13 protein-coding genes and 2 pseudogenes are annotated in these 16,544 nt (G+C 59.5%); 6 read left to right on the top strand and 9 right to left on the bottom strand.

The features are described from left to right. Window positions 1-80 precede the first annotated feature (80 nt). Window positions 81-548, top strand: a complete 468-nt coding sequence (locus AC1DLV_RS12475; RefSeq protein WP_476799877.1) for an Lrp/AsnC family transcriptional regulator — start codon at window positions 81-83, stop codon at window positions 546-548. 2 nt (window positions 549-550) lie between these two features. Here the strand turns inward: AC1DLV_RS12475 and AC1DLV_RS12470 are convergent, their stop codons facing one another. Continuing rightward, window positions 551-1,003 carry a MarR family winged helix-turn-helix transcriptional regulator gene (locus AC1DLV_RS12470; RefSeq protein ID WP_476799876.1) on the bottom strand — a complete coding sequence of 151 codons (453 nt, stop codon included), beginning with the start codon at window positions 1,001-1,003 and terminating at the stop codon, window positions 551-553. Window positions 1,004-1,087: 84 nt separating this feature from the next. Here AC1DLV_RS12470 and hmgA point away from each other — a divergent pair, with 84 nt between their 5' ends. From hmgA to maiA, 3 genes are read left to right on the top strand one after another with little or no spacing between them, the layout of a single operon-like run. Further along, window positions 1,088-2,437 carry a homogentisate 1,2-dioxygenase gene (hmgA, locus tag AC1DLV_RS12465; protein ID WP_476799875.1) on the top strand — a complete coding sequence of 450 codons (1,350 nt, stop codon included), beginning with the start codon at window positions 1,088-1,090 and terminating at the stop codon, window positions 2,435-2,437. Window positions 2,438-2,450: 13 nt separating this feature from the next. Beyond that, the gene (locus AC1DLV_RS12460) at window positions 2,451-3,467 is read left to right on the top strand and encodes a fumarylacetoacetate hydrolase family protein (RefSeq protein ID WP_476799874.1); all 1,017 of its coding nucleotides are present in this window, start codon (window positions 2,451-2,453) and stop codon (window positions 3,465-3,467) included. 6 nt (window positions 3,468-3,473) lie between these two features. Beyond that, window positions 3,474-4,109 (top strand): maleylacetoacetate isomerase, encoded by a 636-nt coding sequence (maiA, locus tag AC1DLV_RS12455; RefSeq protein ID WP_476799873.1) that lies wholly within the window; start codon window positions 3,474-3,476, stop codon window positions 4,107-4,109. Window positions 4,110-4,112: 3 nt separating this feature from the next. On the opposite strand, the gene AC1DLV_RS12450 is transcribed toward maiA, so the two are convergent. From AC1DLV_RS12450 to AC1DLV_RS12420, 7 genes and pseudogenes are all read right to left on the bottom strand, one after another. Then, on the bottom strand, window positions 4,113-6,125 hold the full coding sequence (locus AC1DLV_RS12450; RefSeq protein ID WP_476799872.1) for a putative 2-aminoethylphosphonate ABC transporter permease subunit: 2,013 nt from the start codon (window positions 6,123-6,125) through the stop codon (window positions 4,113-4,115). Between the two features lies 1 nt (window position 6,126). Further along, window positions 6,127-7,305 (bottom strand): putative 2-aminoethylphosphonate ABC transporter ATP-binding protein, encoded by a 1,179-nt coding sequence (locus AC1DLV_RS12445; protein ID WP_476799871.1) that lies wholly within the window; start codon window positions 7,303-7,305, stop codon window positions 6,127-6,129. Window positions 7,306-7,381: 76 nt separating this feature from the next. Then, the gene (locus AC1DLV_RS12440) at window positions 7,382-8,404 is read right to left on the bottom strand and encodes a putative 2-aminoethylphosphonate ABC transporter substrate-binding protein (protein WP_476799870.1); all 1,023 of its coding nucleotides are present in this window, start codon (window positions 8,402-8,404) and stop codon (window positions 7,382-7,384) included. Window positions 8,405-8,632: 228 nt separating this feature from the next. Then, on the bottom strand, window positions 8,633-9,469 hold the full coding sequence (locus AC1DLV_RS12435) for an EamA family transporter (protein ID WP_476799869.1): 837 nt from the start codon (window positions 9,467-9,469) through the stop codon (window positions 8,633-8,635). A gap of 148 nt (window positions 9,470-9,617) precedes the next feature. After that, window positions 9,618-9,776: pseudogene (locus AC1DLV_RS12430) on the bottom strand (phosphonoacetaldehyde dehydrogenase); the annotation flags it as partial. A 112-nt stretch (window positions 9,777-9,888) separates the two neighbouring features. Beyond that, window positions 9,889-10,869: a glycosyltransferase family 2 protein gene (locus AC1DLV_RS12425; protein ID WP_476799868.1), complete on the bottom strand. Its 981-nt coding sequence runs from the start codon at window positions 10,867-10,869 to the stop codon at window positions 9,889-9,891. 193 nt (window positions 10,870-11,062) lie between these two features. Then, a complete protein-coding gene (locus AC1DLV_RS12420) occupies window positions 11,063-12,469 on the bottom strand; it encodes an oligosaccharide flippase family protein (protein ID WP_476799867.1) in 1,407 nt (468 codons plus the stop codon). Between the two features lie 324 nt (window positions 12,470-12,793). Here AC1DLV_RS12420 and AC1DLV_RS12415 point away from each other — a divergent pair. Both AC1DLV_RS12415 and AC1DLV_RS12410 read left to right on the top strand, forming a co-directional pair. Next, window positions 12,794-13,351, top strand: a pseudogene (locus tag AC1DLV_RS12415) (hypothetical protein); the annotation flags it as partial. A 254-nt stretch (window positions 13,352-13,605) separates the two neighbouring features. Further along, complete coding sequence (locus tag AC1DLV_RS12410) at window positions 13,606-14,895, top strand: polysaccharide pyruvyl transferase family protein (protein WP_476799866.1); 1,290 nt, start codon at window positions 13,606-13,608, stop codon at window positions 14,893-14,895. A 284-nt stretch (window positions 14,896-15,179) separates the two neighbouring features. On the opposite strand, the gene AC1DLV_RS12405 is transcribed toward AC1DLV_RS12410, so the two are convergent. Next, entirely contained in the window at window positions 15,180-16,232 is a 1,053-nt protein-coding gene (locus tag AC1DLV_RS12405) for a glycosyltransferase family 8 protein (RefSeq protein WP_476799865.1), read from the bottom strand. Window positions 16,233-16,544: the final 312 nt, after the last annotated feature.

Here is a 16,544-nt window from a genome sequence, read left to right as displayed (position 1 = left end):
TTCGATGCAATGTGCTTGCATTTTGATGCCACATGGACAGATCTATGCATGAAATGCGCATAGAAGTGGAGAAGCATGCAATGGCTGACGGTCTCGACCAGTTCGACCTCAAGATCCTGCGCGAGCTGCAGCGCGATGGGCGGCTGACCAACAACGAGCTGTCGGAAAAAATCGCCCTGTCGGCCTCGCAGTGCTCCCGCCGTCGCGTTCGGCTGGAGGCTGACGGCTTCATCCGCGGCTATCAGGCGATGCTGGATCGGGAGAAACTGGGGCTCGACCTTCTCGTGGTCATCTCCGTGACACTGGCCACCCACAACCGCGACAATGCCCAGCGCTTCGCCCGTCTGGTCAACGACCTGCCCGAAGTGCTGGAGGCCTATTCGTTGACCGGCGAGATGGACTACCACCTGAAGGTCGTGGTGCGCGGGCTCTCCGACCTGTCGCGCTTCGTCAACGAGGTGCTGTTGCCGCACGACGCTGTCCAGCACGTTAAGACATCGATCGTGCTGACCACGCTCAAGCAGTTCGGGGCGTTGCCGATCGGGTGATGTCAGCGGCTGCGGGTCCCAGCCAGCAACGCCGTCTCGACCTCCGTCAGCCCAGCTTCGATGCGCTCGATGGCGCCTTGCCCAAGCGTTTGCTCTAGGCTCGCCTGATAGGCACGGGCAAGTGCTGCAATCTCGCGATAGGATTTCTGGCCGAGCGCAGTCAGTTCCAGATGTTCGACCCTTCGGTCGGAATTGTCTTCGGTCCGTTTCAACCAGCGGCGCTGTTCAAGAGCGCGCACGGCGCGGCTGACCTTTGTCTTGTGCATATTGGAATGCACCCCGACCTCCGTCGCCGTCATCTTTCCGACGCTGCCAAGGGCAGCCAGCGTGCGCCATTCAGGCCGTGTGATCTGGTAGCGCTGCTTGTATTCGCGTGCGAAGCTCACGCTGATCAGCTCGGCTGCGCGGTTCAGCCGATAGGGCAAGAAACTCTCGAGATCGAAGGGCGCGGGCATAGAACAGCCTTTGATAGTTACAAAATCGACGGTTACAATTGCAACCAATTCGACGATCTCATGTGCTCACGGGAGGTGCAAGCCATGCTGGACAAAACCGAAAAGCAGGTGGCCGCTGCCACCGACGTGAAATACATGCCCGGCTTCGGCAACGACTTCGAAACCGAGGCGCTGCCGGGCGCTCTGCCGCAAGGCCAGAACAGCCCGCAAAAGTGCAACTACGGCCTCTATGCCGAGCAGCTTTCAGGCTCGCCCTTCACCGCGCCGCGCGGCACCAATGAGCGCTCCTGGCTCTACCGCATCCGCCCGAGCGTGCGCCATACCAAGCGCTTTTCGGCAGCGAGCTATCCGCACTGGAAGACAGCACCTTGCCTTGATGACCATTCGCTCGCGCTCGGCCAGTTGCGCTGGGGGCCGCTGCCCACGCCAAAGGACAAGCTCAACTTCATACAGGGCATCCGCACCATGACGACGGCGGGCGATGCGATGACCCAAGTCGGCATGGCGGCACACGTCTATGCCTTCAACGACGACATGGCCGACGACTATTTCTTCAATGCCGACGGTGAGCTTTTGATCGTGCCGGAGGTCGGATCGATTCGCATCTTCACCGAAATGGGCATCATCGACGTTGAACCTTCAGAGATCTGCCTGATCCCGCGCGGCATGATGTTCAAGGTCTCGCGTCTTGGCGATGGCGAGATGCGGCGCGGCTACATCTGCGAGAACTATGGCGCCAAGTTCACCATGCCCGACCGTGGCCCGATCGGTGCCAATTGCCTGGCCAATCCGCGCGACTTCAAGACGCCGACCGCAGCCTATGAAGACAAGGAAACGCCGTGCCGCGTGCTGGTCAAATGGTGCGGCAAGTTCCATGTCACCGAGATCGGCCATTCGCCGCTCGACGTGGTCGCCTGGCACGGCAATTATGCGCCGTTCAAATATGATCTGCGCACCTTCTCGCCGGTCGGCGCGATCCTGTTTGACCATCCCGACCCGTCGATCTTCACTGTGCTGACAGCACCGACGGAGGAAGCCGGCACGGCCAATGTCGACTTCGTCATCTTCCCGCCGCGCTGGCTGGTGGCCGAGCACAGTTTCCGCCCGCCCTGGTATCACCGCAACATCATGAGCGAGTTCATGGGCCTGATTTACGGCCAGTACGACGCCAAGGAGGAGGGCTTCGTGCCGGGCGGCATGAGCCTGCACAACATGATGCTGCCGCACGGGCCCGACGCCATGGGCTTCGAGAGGGCGTCGAACGGCGAGCTCAAGCCAGTCAAGCTCGACCACACCATGGCTTTCATGTTCGAGACGCGATTTCCCCAGCAGCTGACCAAATTCGCCGCCGAGCTGGAAACTTTGCAGGACAATTACATCGATTGCTGGGATGGTCTCGAACGCAAATTCGACGGCACACCTGGCATCAAGTGAAGACGGGAACACCATGAAACTCGCGACACTGAAAGACTCCACCCGCGACGGCCGCCTTGTCGTCGTTTCGAAAGACCTAACCCGCTGCTCGGAAGTCGGCCACATTGCCCGCACCTTGCAGGCTGCACTCGACGACTGGGCCCATGTCGGCCCGCGCCTTGCCCTTGTCGCCGAAGGCATAGAGGCAGGCGCGCAGCCGACCCTGCGCTTCCACGAACATGATGCGGCCTCACCTTTGCCGCGCGCCTATCAGTGGGCCGATGGCTCGGCTTATGTGAACCATGTCGAGCTGGTGCGGAAGGCCCGGGGCGCCGAGATGCCGGCAAGCTTCTGGACCGACCCCCTGATCTACCAGGGCGGTTCGGATGCTTTCCTCGGGCCCCGCGACCCCATTGCGATGGCCGACGAAGCCTGGGGCATCGATCTCGAAGGCGAAGTGGCGGTCATCGTGGACGATGTACCGATGGGCGCGAGCCGCGATGAGGCGCATGCGGCGATCCGGCTGGTCATGCTGGTCAATGACGTGTCGCTGCGCGGGCTGATCCCGGCTGAACTCGCCAAGGGTTTCGGCTTCTACCAGTCGAAGCCCTCCACGGCGTTCTCGCCGGTTGCGGTGTCGCCGGAAGAGCTGGGCGATGCCTGGCACGGCGGCAAGCTGCATTTGCCGTTGCTTGTAGGCGTCAACGGCAAGGCTTTTGGCCGGGCGAATGCCGGCATCGACATGACCTTCGACTTCCCGACGCTGGTCGCCCATGCCGCCAAGACCCGGCCGCTTTGCGCAGGCACCATCATTGGTTCGGGCACGGTGTCCAACAAGCTCGACGGCGGCGCGGGCAAGGCGATCTCGGCAGGAGGTGCAGGCTATTCCTGCATCGCCGAGATCAGGACTATCGAAACCATCGAGACGGGTGCGCCGGTCACACCATTCTTGAAGTTCGGCGACCAGGTCCGTATCGAGATGGACGATGCCGATGGCCATTCGATATTCGGGGCTATCGAACAGACTGTGACCCGATACGAAAAGGCTTGAGCCACGATGACCGAAACCGTCTTGTTCGACTATTGGCGCTCGTCCGCAAGCTACCGTGTGCGCATCGCGCTCAACATGCTCGGGCAGGAGTTTCGTTCAGTGTCCGTAGACCTGCTGGCCAAAGGCCAGAAATCATCGGAGCATCTGGCGCGCAACCCGCAAGGGCTGGTGCCGGTGCTCGAGATCGAAGGCCACGCCTTCACCCAGTCGCTGGCGATCATTGAATATCTCGACGAAACACGCCATGCCGGCTTCCTGCCTGTCGACCCGGTCGGACGCCAGCGCGTGCGCCAGCTGTCTTATGCGATTGCTATGGAAATCCACGCGGTCTGCAACACCGGCGTGGTCGCCGAGCTGATGCGGGTCACAAGCGATGGCGAGGAGGTGCGCGATGCGTGGATGCAGAAATTCATCGGCGACGGCATGGTCGCTTTCGAGAAACTGCTCGACCATCCCTCGACCGGCAAATTCTGCCATGGCGACACACCTGGCATGGCCGATTTCTGCCTAGTGCCGCAGGTCTACAACGCGCGGCGCTGGAACGTCGATCTTTCGGCTTTGCCGCGCGTCCTCGACATCGCCCGCCGCTGCGAAGGCCTCGATGCCTTCGCCAAGGCTCATCCCGATCGGGTCAAGCCGTAATCCCTACCGCTGCCGCCAGGCCTGGGTGCGGGTGATCAGCACTTTGGACAGGAACAGGTGGATCAGGCGGGCTGCGGCGTTGGTGTAAAAGATCATCATTGCCATGGCCGCCGCCGGTGCCACGTCGCCGGCGTCGTCCATGTTGAGCACGGCGACCGAAGCCAGTGCGGTGTCCTTCGAATAAAGGAACACCACCGCCGACACCGTCGTCATGGCGTTGACGAACAGGTAGATCGAGATGTCGAGGATCGCCGGCAGGCAGACCGGTACAGTGACCCGGGCGAACAGCTTGTAGAAGGGCTGCTTGAGCGACGCCGCTACCGGCTCGAACTCCTGATCGATCTGCTTCAGCGCCGTCAGCGCGGTCAGGTGCCCGACGGTGTAGAAGTGGGTGATTGTGCAGACGACCAGGATGGTCATGGTGCCGTAGATGGCGTGCAGCGGGTTGGACGGATCGTTGAAGAAGAAGATGTAGGCAAGACCCAGCACCATGCCCGGCACCGCCATCGGCAGCATGGCGAGGAACTGGAATGCCGACCGTCCTGTGCGGAAACCTTCGGTCTTTTCAACCATATAGGCGCCGACAAAGACGATGATGGTGCCGAAGATCGCGGTGAGGCCAGCAAGCCGGATCGAGTTGTAGTACGAACCCCAGCCGCCGCCGTCCATGCGGTCGAAAGCGAAGTGCTTGAGGCTGAAGCTGAGATCGTAGGGCCACAGCTTGACCAGCGCTGCGAGCTGGCTCGTTGCCATGATGCCGAGGATGAACACGGCGATCAGCGAACACCAGGTCAGGCAAAGCGTGTCGAAACGCCGGTTCGGCTTCGGCTGGTAGGGCACCGAGCGTGCAGACAGGAGCGCGACCTGCTTTTTCTGCACCATGCGGTCGACTACGAAGGCGGCGATAGCCGGGATCAGCAGGATCACCGAAACGACCGCGCCCATCTCGAAATTCTGCTGGCCGATGACCTGCTTGTAGATATCGACGGCGAGCACGTTGAACTGGCCGCCGATGACCTTCGGCAGGCCGAAATCGGTGATGACGAGGGTGAAGACGACGAAGGCCGCCGAAATCAAGCCATAGCGCGCACCGGGGATGGTCACCGTCCAGAAGGTGCGCCAGCTGCTGGCGCGCAACGAAGCGGCCGCCTCATAGTGGCGCTGGTCGGAGATGGCCAATGCCGTCGAAATGATGATCATGGCGTGCGGGAAAGCGAAGAACACCGAGCCGATGACGATGCCGAGCGGCCCGTAGATCGGTACCCCCATCAGGAGGTCCTTGAGCAGGCCCTGATTGCCGAAGAGATAGATCAGCGCGATGCCGGGCAGTAGCGACGGCACCAGGATTGGCACCATGGCGACAAGTTTGAACGCATCCTTGAAACGCATGCAACTGCGGTTGAGCGCATAGGCGAAGCCAAAGGCGAGCCCCACCGTCACAATGGTGCTGATGAAGGCGATGAAGACCGAGTTTTCGATCGAGCGGAACAGCGTCGGCGTCGAGAAATAGGTGGAGTAGTTTTCGAGACCAATCGCACGCGCCGGTCGAAGCATCACCCGACGGAATTCGTTGGAGCCGAGCTCAAGCCATTCGGTGCCTTTGTGCAGCTGAAGGCCGACGAGGAAAGAAGCATCTTCGGTTGTGCCGCGGATCTTGTACTTTACCGGGCTGCGGAAGCTGAAATCGGGGAAGAAGGTCGTCGCTTGCAGGCGGCCATCGGAATTGGTCGCAAGCTTCTGCGGCGAAACGACCGCGAGTTTGTCGTTGAGGGCCGCAGCGGTGACCGGCGCACCCCAATTGCCGTCCTTGTCGCTCACCAGGAACTCGAACCTGGCAAGGTCGAAGCTATAGGTCGAAAACGATTTCGACAGCATGATGTAGAGCGGGGCGGCCAGCGCCACGATGAGATAAAGCGCGATGACCACCATCAGGCCGCGCTTGATCATTTCATCCCGGTCAAGCGAAACCTTCAGCTTGCGGCCCGCCGGCAGGACGGCGTCGATTGCCATCGCCATGTCATTCTCCCCGGGGGTAGATCAAGAGACGCTCTTCCGGCAGCTCGACGGTAAGAGCAGCACCCTCCGCCAATGTCAGGCGCCGCGCTGCATTGATCGAGAAGTCGGCAATCAGCGTCTCGTCGCCGAGATCGGCGCCACGCAGCCTGGTGCGCCAGAACGAGCCGAGGAATTCCATTTCGCCGATTGTCACATCGAGCAGGTTTTGCGGCTGCTTCACCACATCGGGTGCACCCGGAGAACGGGCGCCAGGCCCGTGCGGGATCACATCCTCTGGCCGGATGGCCGCAATGACAGGCGCGCCCTCGTCAAACCCATGGGCCGCGCATTTGAAGATTTTGGAGCCAAAGCTAACTGCACCCTTTTGGGCCTTGCCCTTGAACTTGTTGGCCTCGCCGATGAAGTCGGCGACAAATAGCGTCGCGGGATGGCGATAGATCTCTGTCGGCGAGCCGATCTGCTCGATCACGCCATGGTTCATAACCACGATGCGGTCGGCCATCGACAGGGCCTCTTCCTGGTCATGGGTGACCATGATGGTGGTGACGCCGAGCTTGCGCTGCAGCTCCTTGATCTCGTGGCGCAGATGCGTTCGTACCTTGGCGTCGAGTGCCGAGAGCGGTTCATCAAGCAGCAGAAGGCCTGGCGAAATGGCGATAGCGCGGGCGAGCGCGATGCGCTGCTGCTGGCCGCCGGAAAGCTGGGCTGGGAATTTGTTGGCCTGGTCGGGCAGGCCGACAAGCTGGAGCAGTTCGGCGACGCGGCTTGCGATCTCGGCGCGTGGGCGTTTGGTGTTTTCGAGGCCGAAGGCGATGTTCTTGGCAATCGTCAGATTGGGGAACAGCGCATAGGACTGGAAGACGATGCCGTAGTCGCGCTGCGACGGCGGCAAGGTGGACACGTCCCTGCCACCCTGGCGGATTGAGCCGCTCGTCTGCAGGTCGAGGCCGGCGACTGCGCGCAACAATGTGGTCTTGCCGCAGCCGGAGGGACCGAGGAAACAGACGAACTCGCCCTCGCGGATGTCGAGGGAAATGTCCTTCAGCGCGTGGAAATCGCCGAAGGCCTTCCAGACATTGGAGATTTGCAGATAGGCGGGCTTCACGTTCAGGCTGGCAGCGGTCATGGCGCTCACATCAACTGGAGTTCGCGGCTGCTCGGCGAGGGTTTCGTGTTTCATCGTGATGATCCGGCTTTGAGGGTAAGAGTCGGGCGCCACCTGTGGCGGCGCCCGGTTCAACGGACAAAAGTCGGGATCAGCTCTTCGGCTCGGACTTGGAGTCGTAGCGCTTGGACCACTCGGCAAGAATTGCGTTGCGGTTGTTGGCGGCCCACTCGAAATCGTTCTTGATCATCTTTTCTTCGATGTTGGTGGGCAGGTGCGGAACAGGCTTCGCCACGCCGGGCATGGCGACGATTGCCCAGCCGACATTGTACATCTCGTTGGCCTTCTTGGTGACCGTCCAGTCGATGAACGTCTTGGCCGCTTCCTCCTTCGTAGTACCGGCAACGATCGCCGAGGCTTCCATGTCCCAGCCGATGCCTTCCTCAGGAATGATGATGTCGATCGGCGCACCTTCGGCCTTCGACTTGGCAGCACGGAACTCGAAGGAGATGCCGATCACCGTTTCGCCGGCAGCGGCCATCTTGCAGGGCTTGGAGCCGGAATGGGTATAGGTGGCGATGTTCTGGTGCAGGCCGTCCATGTAGGACCAGCCTTCCTTTTCACCGAACAGCTGGATCCAGCTCGACACGTCGAGATAACCGGTACCCGACGACGCCGGGTTGGGCATGACGACATGGCCCTTGTATTCGGGCTTCGTCAGGTCCTTCCAGCTCTTGGGCGCGGTCAGGCCAAGCTTGCCGCCTTCGACGGTGTTGTAGCAGATCGAAGCGGCCCAGCCGTCCATGCCGACCCATGCCGGAGGCGTGTCCTTGTCGACATATTCGGGCTTGAGCAGTTCGACGCCCTTGGGCGCGTAGGGCTCAAGCATGCCTTCTGCCTTGAGCACCAGAAGCGACGTCGCGGCCAGACCCCAGATCACGTCGGCCTGCGGATTGTCCTTCTCGGCGAGCAGCTTGGCGGTTACCACGCCAGTGGAGTCGCGGATGAAGTTGAGCTTGATGTCGGGATGGTCCTGGTTGAATGTCTCGGCGTAGCGCTTGAGGTCTTCGGCTTCGATTGCCGTGTAGACTGTGAGCTCGGTCTCCGCCCATGCCGCCGACGACATCATCATCGTGGCGAAGGCGGCTAGCACGAAGGCTTTCTTCTGGTTCATGGATATCTGGCTCCCATTTGGATCGCTTTGGCACGTTCTGATTGGGAGAGGTCTGAGCAGGGATGCGCGTGCCGCGATTGCCCCGATTGCGCCTCGTCCAAGGCTGATACTGGGAACGAGGGGTCAATAAGTAAAATCTATTCTTTTTATGATACTGTAGGCTCAGCTTATGAGCTACACAGTTGCGCGACAGGCAAGTGACAGCATTGTTTCAAACAGGTGTAACGCTCAGGAAAAGGCGAGCGCTACAACGCCACAGGCCACGATGACCGCCGAGATGATGCGCGCCGGCCAGGGTCGTTCGCCGAAGATGAACAGGCCGATCAGCGCCGCGATGATCACGCTCGATTCCCTCACCGCCGACACTGCTCCGAGCGGCGCGATGGTCTTGGCGTAGATCACAAGGCCATAGGCGGTGACAGCACCGAGCCCGCCGATCAGCCCCAGCCCAACTGTGCGCAAATCGATGGTGTGGGTGGCACCGCGCCGGCGCAACAGCACGAACAATGTCACCGGAAGTTCGAGCAGGAACAACCAGCCCATATAGCCGAACGGGCTGTCGGACAGGCGCACGCCTATGCCGTCGATGACCGAATAAGAAGCGATCAGAACGCCGTTGATCGCAGCGGCAGCCACAGCGCGCGGATCGGCATTTGCGGCACCCCGCTGGAAAGCTAGGAAGCCGATGCCGAATGTAATTGCCGCAAGCCCGGCCCAGCCCAGTGGTGGCAGCGTTTCGCCGATCATCACATAGGCGCCAAAGGCGACAAGGGCAGGCGCCAGTCCGCGCGCAATCGGATAGACCTGGCTGAGGTCGCCGAACCTGTAGGACTGGAACAGGAAGACGTAGTAGCCGAAGTGGATGACGGTCGACAAAAAGATGTAGATCCAGCTTTCCATCGACGGCGAAGGTGCCGAAAAGACCAGTACCGTGCCAAGCGTGGCGTGGGTGGCGGAGACGGCGGCAAGCACAACGGCGCGGTCGGTCGCCGCCTTGACGACGGCATTCCAGCTCGCGTGCAGGAACGCCGCGACCAGCACGATGGTAAGCGCGAAACCGGACATGCGATCAGACTTTTATGTGGAGGAGGGTAATGGTGTGCGTCGCGCCGGACGATGGACGCGCCAAGGCTTTCGAAAAGTGCATTTCCCCTCCAGACGCAAATGAGGGAGCGCAAGCGCTCCCTCATCGAGGCTTATGCGATTTGCCGGCTCAAGACCATGGCAGTGAGAAAGTCTTGACGTTGGTAAAGCTCTTCATTGCCTCGATGAAGCCTTCATTGTAGCCGTTGCCTAAATCCTTGATCTCGCCAAATGGCGACATCTCGATGCGATATCCCGGGACTTCCCAGATATTGACCGTGCCAACCCTGCAGGCCGGGAGCAGGGGCCGTCCTACCCCATCACTGAAGCCGAGTTACCCATTCCCACGCCGATTGACTCATCGTGGACGTTGAGTGCTTGCAAAGCGCTGAAAAACACAGTCAAGCGCGGGTACTGCCAAGAGCCTCCAAGATGACGCGCTGCGCACGTTTGAAGGAGCCCTCCATCCGGAACAGATGCCCGATGGGCGGTAAAAGCATGGAGGCTGGGTCGAGCTTGCAGCCGAACTTGAACAATTCGAAGCCGGCTGAGGGCCGGCCTCGGATTAGATGCGATACCGCCGACCAGTAAGCGGTTGCCGCCAAATGGTGACGCGCCATGCGATGTAGCGTTGGTGCGTTAGGCATGGTGCTACCTTCGTGACCAAAAAAGCTCTCCAACACAGTTTCATATTCCTGCAACCGGCGAAGTGCGTTCTGCCACATGACTTGCGAGATGTTGGTCGTGTGTTCGCGTGTCATAGCCAATGGCGCTGATAGCTCTGCAACCGATCCGTAGTGCGCCAAGCGAAGCGCCATCTCCAGGTCGTCAAGCAATGGTACGGCCGGTCGATAGTGGCCTACAGCTTTTTGGGCAGATGTTCGCACCAGCATCGCATGGGCAGACAGATTGAATTTCATCTTCCGGCAGCACGTCTCGATCAGGAGATCCCCATTCATCAGGCTCCAGCCATCGGCGTGCGCGGGTAGAGCAGGCGTGTCATTACCTACCCATGGCGCCACGTATTTGCCCAGCACCAACGACACCTCCTGGAACCGGTCCAGGATCGCGATCCCTTGGCGAAGGGCACCCGGCGTCAGCAGATCGTCGGCACACAGGATCATGAAATAGTCGGCCCGAGCCAAGTCGATCCCATGGTTAAACGAAGCATGGGAACCGAGATTTGTTTGATGGCAGACAACCTCGATCCTACTGTCCGTCTCCGCTAGCCGACGTGCCACTTCGACACTGTTATCGGTTGAGGCGTTGTCGATGATGACGATCCTGAAATCATCGACTCCCTGGATGAGAACGCTTTGGACGCATTGCGGCAGGAAATGCGCGTAGTTGTAGCACGGGATGATAATGTCGACGCTAGCCATCAACCAGTTTCTCCGATGACGGATGAGGGTTCACAAGGGTACTCGATCGCGCCTCGTTGCTGCGAAGATTTCGGCATCGGGCTCGCCAAGGTGCCGGCCTGCGGCACCCCGCAGGCCATTTTTCGGGCGCGACGGAGCTTCCCACAATCCCCAATGGCTGCCTGCCAATGGTGGCATGATGCGGTGGGATCCTTCATGTCGGAGTAGCTGCGTGGCGGAAGACCCGTAGGGCGCTTGCGATTTCGTCATGCAGGGGATGGCGGGTGATGAACACTCCAGCCAGCCAGCCAGCCGCGGCGAGAACGCCGGCGAATATCGCCTGGCCGAGCGAAAGCTCGAAGCTGAAGCCGTTAGCGATGACCACAACCAACGAGCCTAGCACGCTGGAAATGGCAACGACGCCGCTCTTCCAGACGGCGACCGCTATTTCGCCCCACTGCACCGAGAGCCTGCGCCGCACGAAACTCAAGGAAACAAAGGCCTGAAACGGCACAATGAACATCAGGCTCCATGCTGCGCCCATGAGTCCGCCAAACAGGACGGCTGCCGTCATGACGGCAGCAGAGACCGGGATGACGATCATCGATCGGAAGAACATGTCCCTGATCGAACCTATCGCTACCATCACAGGATAGTTCAGCTCGAAGCTGAAGGTGAAAAGCGATGCGAGGGCGATGACTTGGACTAGAGGGGCAACTTCCCACCACTGGTGGCCAAGCAGAAGATTCACTGCAGGGTAGGAGAGCGCGGCAAGAACCAGCAGCGCTGGCCAATGAAGTCCGGTGACGATTTCAAGTGCGTGCAGGTAAGGCCGTTTCAGGTCCCTGCCTTGCCTGGCCGAGGCAGCAAAGGCGGGGAGGACGACCGACATGGCGCCGCCAAGGACCAGTTTGTCGGGTATCTGACTTACAGTAAGGCCGCGGCTGAAAAGCGCGGCAGCATGCGGTGACAGGACATGGCCTAGCAACAAGAGAGGCAAAGCCTCGTACCCCCTGTAGAGGAACACCATCACGCCGTTGTAACCGCCAAATGCCACTACCCCCCGCCAATTTCTGAATGTCGGAATGAACATCCAAAGATGCGGGCGGAACGCGAGGGCGAGCAGAGCGGTGACTGTGCTGCTTGCCAGCCAGGCCCATGCGAAACTCATGTAGCTGAACCCCGTCAGCGCCAGCGCGACGGTCGCCACTCCTGCGGTCGCTGCTCCGGCAACGTTGATCAGCGCGACCGTTCCGAAAGCCATGTCACGCCGCAACAGGGCGATAACCTGGATGGAAACCAGATCGACGAATAGGCAGATGGATACCAACCGAAGGTACGGGACCAGCTTTTCTTCCTGGAAGGAGGACGCCAGTGCGGGTGCGGCTGCCACCAGAAAGGCGGCAATCGCCACTGTGAGGGCAAGCATCAAGCTGAAAGTTCCGCGTATGTCCTCCCGGCTCAGGACCGGGCGCTGGATCACGAAACTCGTGCTGGCAAACTCCCGCGCAGACACGGCGATGCTGAGGATCGCCAAGCCAATAACCGAAATCCCGATTTCCTCGAGGGTCAGGATGCGAGAAACAGCCGCAACGGTGGCAAAGTTCAAGGCCATCGTCATGTAGCGATCGCCTGTACTCAGTAGAAGTGCGCGTTTGACGGACATGGCGGCCCTAAATGAAGGCTGCGACTGGATGAGTGCCAGTCATGACACCTGGTACCGGACGCAACTCAGAAGGTAGAAGAACACAGGCGGTCGGTCCGAAGTAGCAGCCAAAAGGGAGTAGGGTCCGACGTTTGGTTGAGCACCGAAGCTCCGCTGGAGCGCGTCCCCCTTTCGGCAGCCAAACACTGCATCCAGTGAAGCCAGGAAGGAGGTCAGCCGGGCGGAAGCCAGCATCGGAGGACACGTGCCCTTTCACACGATCTTCGTGCGCGTGTTGTTGTGGCGTTTGTGTTGGGGGAGAGCAGCCGGAGTGTAGCTGCGCGGTTTATCGCTGCGGTTTCTTCAGTTGTGATGGCCGCAGCCTGAACGGGCGACGGGCAGCATTGCAGGGCAAAATGGGCGGCCACTGCAAGCGAGTTCTTTAGCCGCACCGGGCCTCCATCGTTGAGCTGATCGGCAATACACCAAACTTGGCGCTGAACGGATTGAAGGAAGGGGGCGTTGCGCTGCAATCGGCTCGACGCACATAGCGTCTTCGACGCCCCGATCAACGGCACCTGCTTCCGCGTCTATATCCAGCAGCGGATTGCGCCGGTTCTCAAAGCCGGCGGTATTGCCACAGCCGTTTCGCCGGCCATCATGGCAAACAGCGCAAAGGCGCTGGTTAGTGCCGACATACTCGCTCGACCTCAACCCGATCGAGCAAGCCTTCGCCAAAATCAAGCATTGGACGCGACAAGCACAGCGCCGGACCCTCGGAGAGACCTGGCACACCATAGGTCAAACTCTTCCAGCCCAGCCGGATGTGCCAACTGCCTGCAAAAGGCCAGCTACGCTCCGTCAACACCTGGTCCGCTCCAAGAGCCGCATTCGAAAGACGTACCCAGACGAGGTGCCGTCTTCCTATTATTGGACAGATTGCTGAGGTTTCCGATGAGGGTCATGTTGCCGGTTCGTGGAACGGTGGGCACTGAAATGTTGCGTTGTGCATCAATCGGAGCGGCTTTCTTCTTCCTTGCCTCGTCCGTGCTGCCGCGCGGCTATTTCGCGGGCGTGCTTTTCCAACTGAATTCGCGACCGGAACAACGCCAATGACCGCCAGGAACGATGCCGCCGACAGCCTCGCGGCCGACGGCGCAATTAAGGCAGCATCCCGTCGTGCATCCGCACAAGGCGCAGCTTTGCGGCGCCGGCCTTCTAGGATTGCCCTGTTCGGATTCTTCGGCTCCGGCAACCTCGGCAACGAAGGTTCGCTTGAGGCGATGGCCTCATTCCTCAAGAGAGAGCGGCCTGAGGCGGAACTTTCATGCGTCTGCGGGAAACCCGATGTCGTCAAACAGAATTTCGGGATCGAGGCCTTGCCGATCCGCTGGAATGGTCCGGCAAGCGGTCAGTCTGGAAGGGTCAAACGAATCCTACTTAAAATTCCACGAAAACTCGCCGATTTCGCGCGGGCGTTCGCCAATGTCCGCAAGGCAGACGTGATGATCTTTCCAGGTACCGGAATCCTCGACGATTTCGGGGAGCGGCCGGCGGGCATGCCTTACGACATACTGAAATGGTGCCTCGCAGCCCGACTCGCAGGCACGCGCATTGCCTTTGTCAGCATTGGGGCAGGGCCGATCAGGAACCGATTAAGCCGCCTACTGATGCTGTCGGCGGCCAGACTTGCGCATTATCGGTCTTATCGCGACCTCCAATCCAGGGAGTTTATGGAAGGCGTCGGCTTCGACACCCGCGGCGACCTTGTCTATCCCGACCTTGCCTTCGGATTGCCCACGCCCATGCCGTCTCCACGCGCTCCGGGAGGCGCACTGAGGGTAGGGGTCGGCGTCATGGCCTACCGCGGTTGGTACGGCTACGAGGAGGGCGGCCAGTCGATCTTTTCACGGTACATCGGCAAGCTTGCGGATTTCGTCGTCCATCTCTTGGACAGCGGACACGATGTCCGCCTTCTTACAGGCGACGACGAGGACAAGATCGCCGTGGACGCTCTCATGGAAGCTGTCAGCAACGTCCGGCCCACGTCAAGGCTTGCGCACGGACAGGTCTGTTCTCTGGGCGACGTAATGGAGCAAATGGCGCTCACCGACATCGTCGTCGCTACGCGCTTCCACAACATTGTCTGCGCGCTGAAGATGCACAAGCCGACGATCTCGCTCAGCTACGCCAGGAAAAATGACGTGCTGATGGCGGAAATGGGCCTTGGCGAGTACTGCCAACATGTCGAGAATTTCGATGTCGAAACGCTGGTCTCACAGTTCTCGCGGCTGGTCGCCGACCGCGAGAAACACGAGGAAGGGATCCGCGCGCGCGTCGCCGAATTCAGGGAGCAGATCGAAAACCAGCATATCTGCCTTCTCTCCGGCGTGATCGGCTGAAGCGCCACGACACAGGGTGGCCAGCGGCTCAGACGCCCGAACCGATCTTGAGGAACGTCTTCCTCGGCGACTCTTCCTCTACACGGGTGAACCCACAGCGTGCCAGCTTCGGCACTAGAGTACCCCCGTTTCACCGGACAGACTGCGGGTGGGATTAATCACTAAGGCGGATGAACTCGCGCGGCGATTTGAAGTTCAGACCGGAGTGCGGGTGGGATTCACAATAGTCTTTGGCTTCGAGATCGCCGTCCATTCGGCCCTCTCGGAATCCACGCCCAATTAACTCACTGCAAAAGCAAGGATAAGATCTTGCGTTTGCGCGTATATCTCCGCCATGGATACACCCACTTCATGCGAAATCTGTTGCGCGCCCGGTGGGAGAGACCACTAGCTATCTGGGCCTCTGGGGGGGACGGGAGTGCGACGCTGCAGTCTCGTAGTAGAGTCTCTGCTTGGCGATAGAATCTGTTGAAGTATTCATCCCAAGGCCAGCCAGTTGCGTCCCAAGGTTTAGGTGCACCAACGAAGTGCCAGATCGTCGGCTTGAGTCCACGTTCGCGCGGGTCCAGTGCCATCATGTGATCGCTCTGGTAGTTGTAGTGAAGAGGCAGGAAACTGACTTTTCCCCGCGCCGCGTAATTAAGTGCGCTTTGATCGGACGCGATGCAGCGGTCTGGATACTCACGTAGAAAATTGGTCGCCTCTGATGCGATACGATTCCACGCTTTCCTCGATGTATATATTACGCCGGAATTGAAATATGATTCCGGACTGCATCCTAGATTGCTAAGGTGATCTATGTCTTTTTTCTTGGAAAAGCTTAGTTCGTCAATGTATATCCTTATGAATTCTGGTATCACCATTAGGCCGTCCTCGGGCGGCGTACTCGCCAATAGGCTGTCGAGTTCGTTATCCACCATGGTGTCGCCGTCGATGTACAGAAAGCGTTCTATATTCTCATCCAGCAATGCTCCGATCCACAGCCGTGCCAACGCGATCGGGGGAACCACATCGCGATGAAGTCGGGAGAATTCGGCCAATTGCGGGAGGTTAGCTGTCCGGATTGAAATCTTCGTCCCCGAAACAGCTGCATCGAATTGTCGTATCCACGTCTCTTCCGCATTGACAACGAATAGGTAGATGACAATTTCGTCCCGCGTATGGGCATCGGCGGATAATGCAGTCGCAAACGTCGGAAGAATATAATTCTTATCAGTGACAAGAACTATTGCTGCATTTCCGACGGGATTCGGCTGAGGATATTCTTTGCTGGTTGGCGGAGTTATGTTTTCGTCCGACATCTGCTGCTCCAAATATCCGACTTTGTTCTCTGGCATTATCGGTCTCAGGCCGTTTGCCCGATCGCATGAGCCAATGAACTTTTTTCATCCAATTTCGCGCAACGCGTCTATCTCCCACCCTGACGGTTTCTGCCTTTGACTGCAATTACGGCTTTCGGAGGCGTAAACTGTGACCCGCGTAACTTTTTGGATAGCCGTACCTAATGAGCAAGCCTCAGCTCGATGATCTTCTTTTCCAGATTCGGAATCTTCGATGTCGCATCTCTCGTGCGCCAGCTTCTCGACGTTGGAAGCTGGCGCTTAGATGAACTTTGCCAGGCCTTGCCGGTCTAAATCGCGTTCAAAAGC

This window comes from Aminobacter sp. 01T433 (assembly GCF_056398585.1).
Note: the sequence above shows the minus strand (reverse complement) of the source record. Positions and strands in the feature narration are given on the sequence as shown.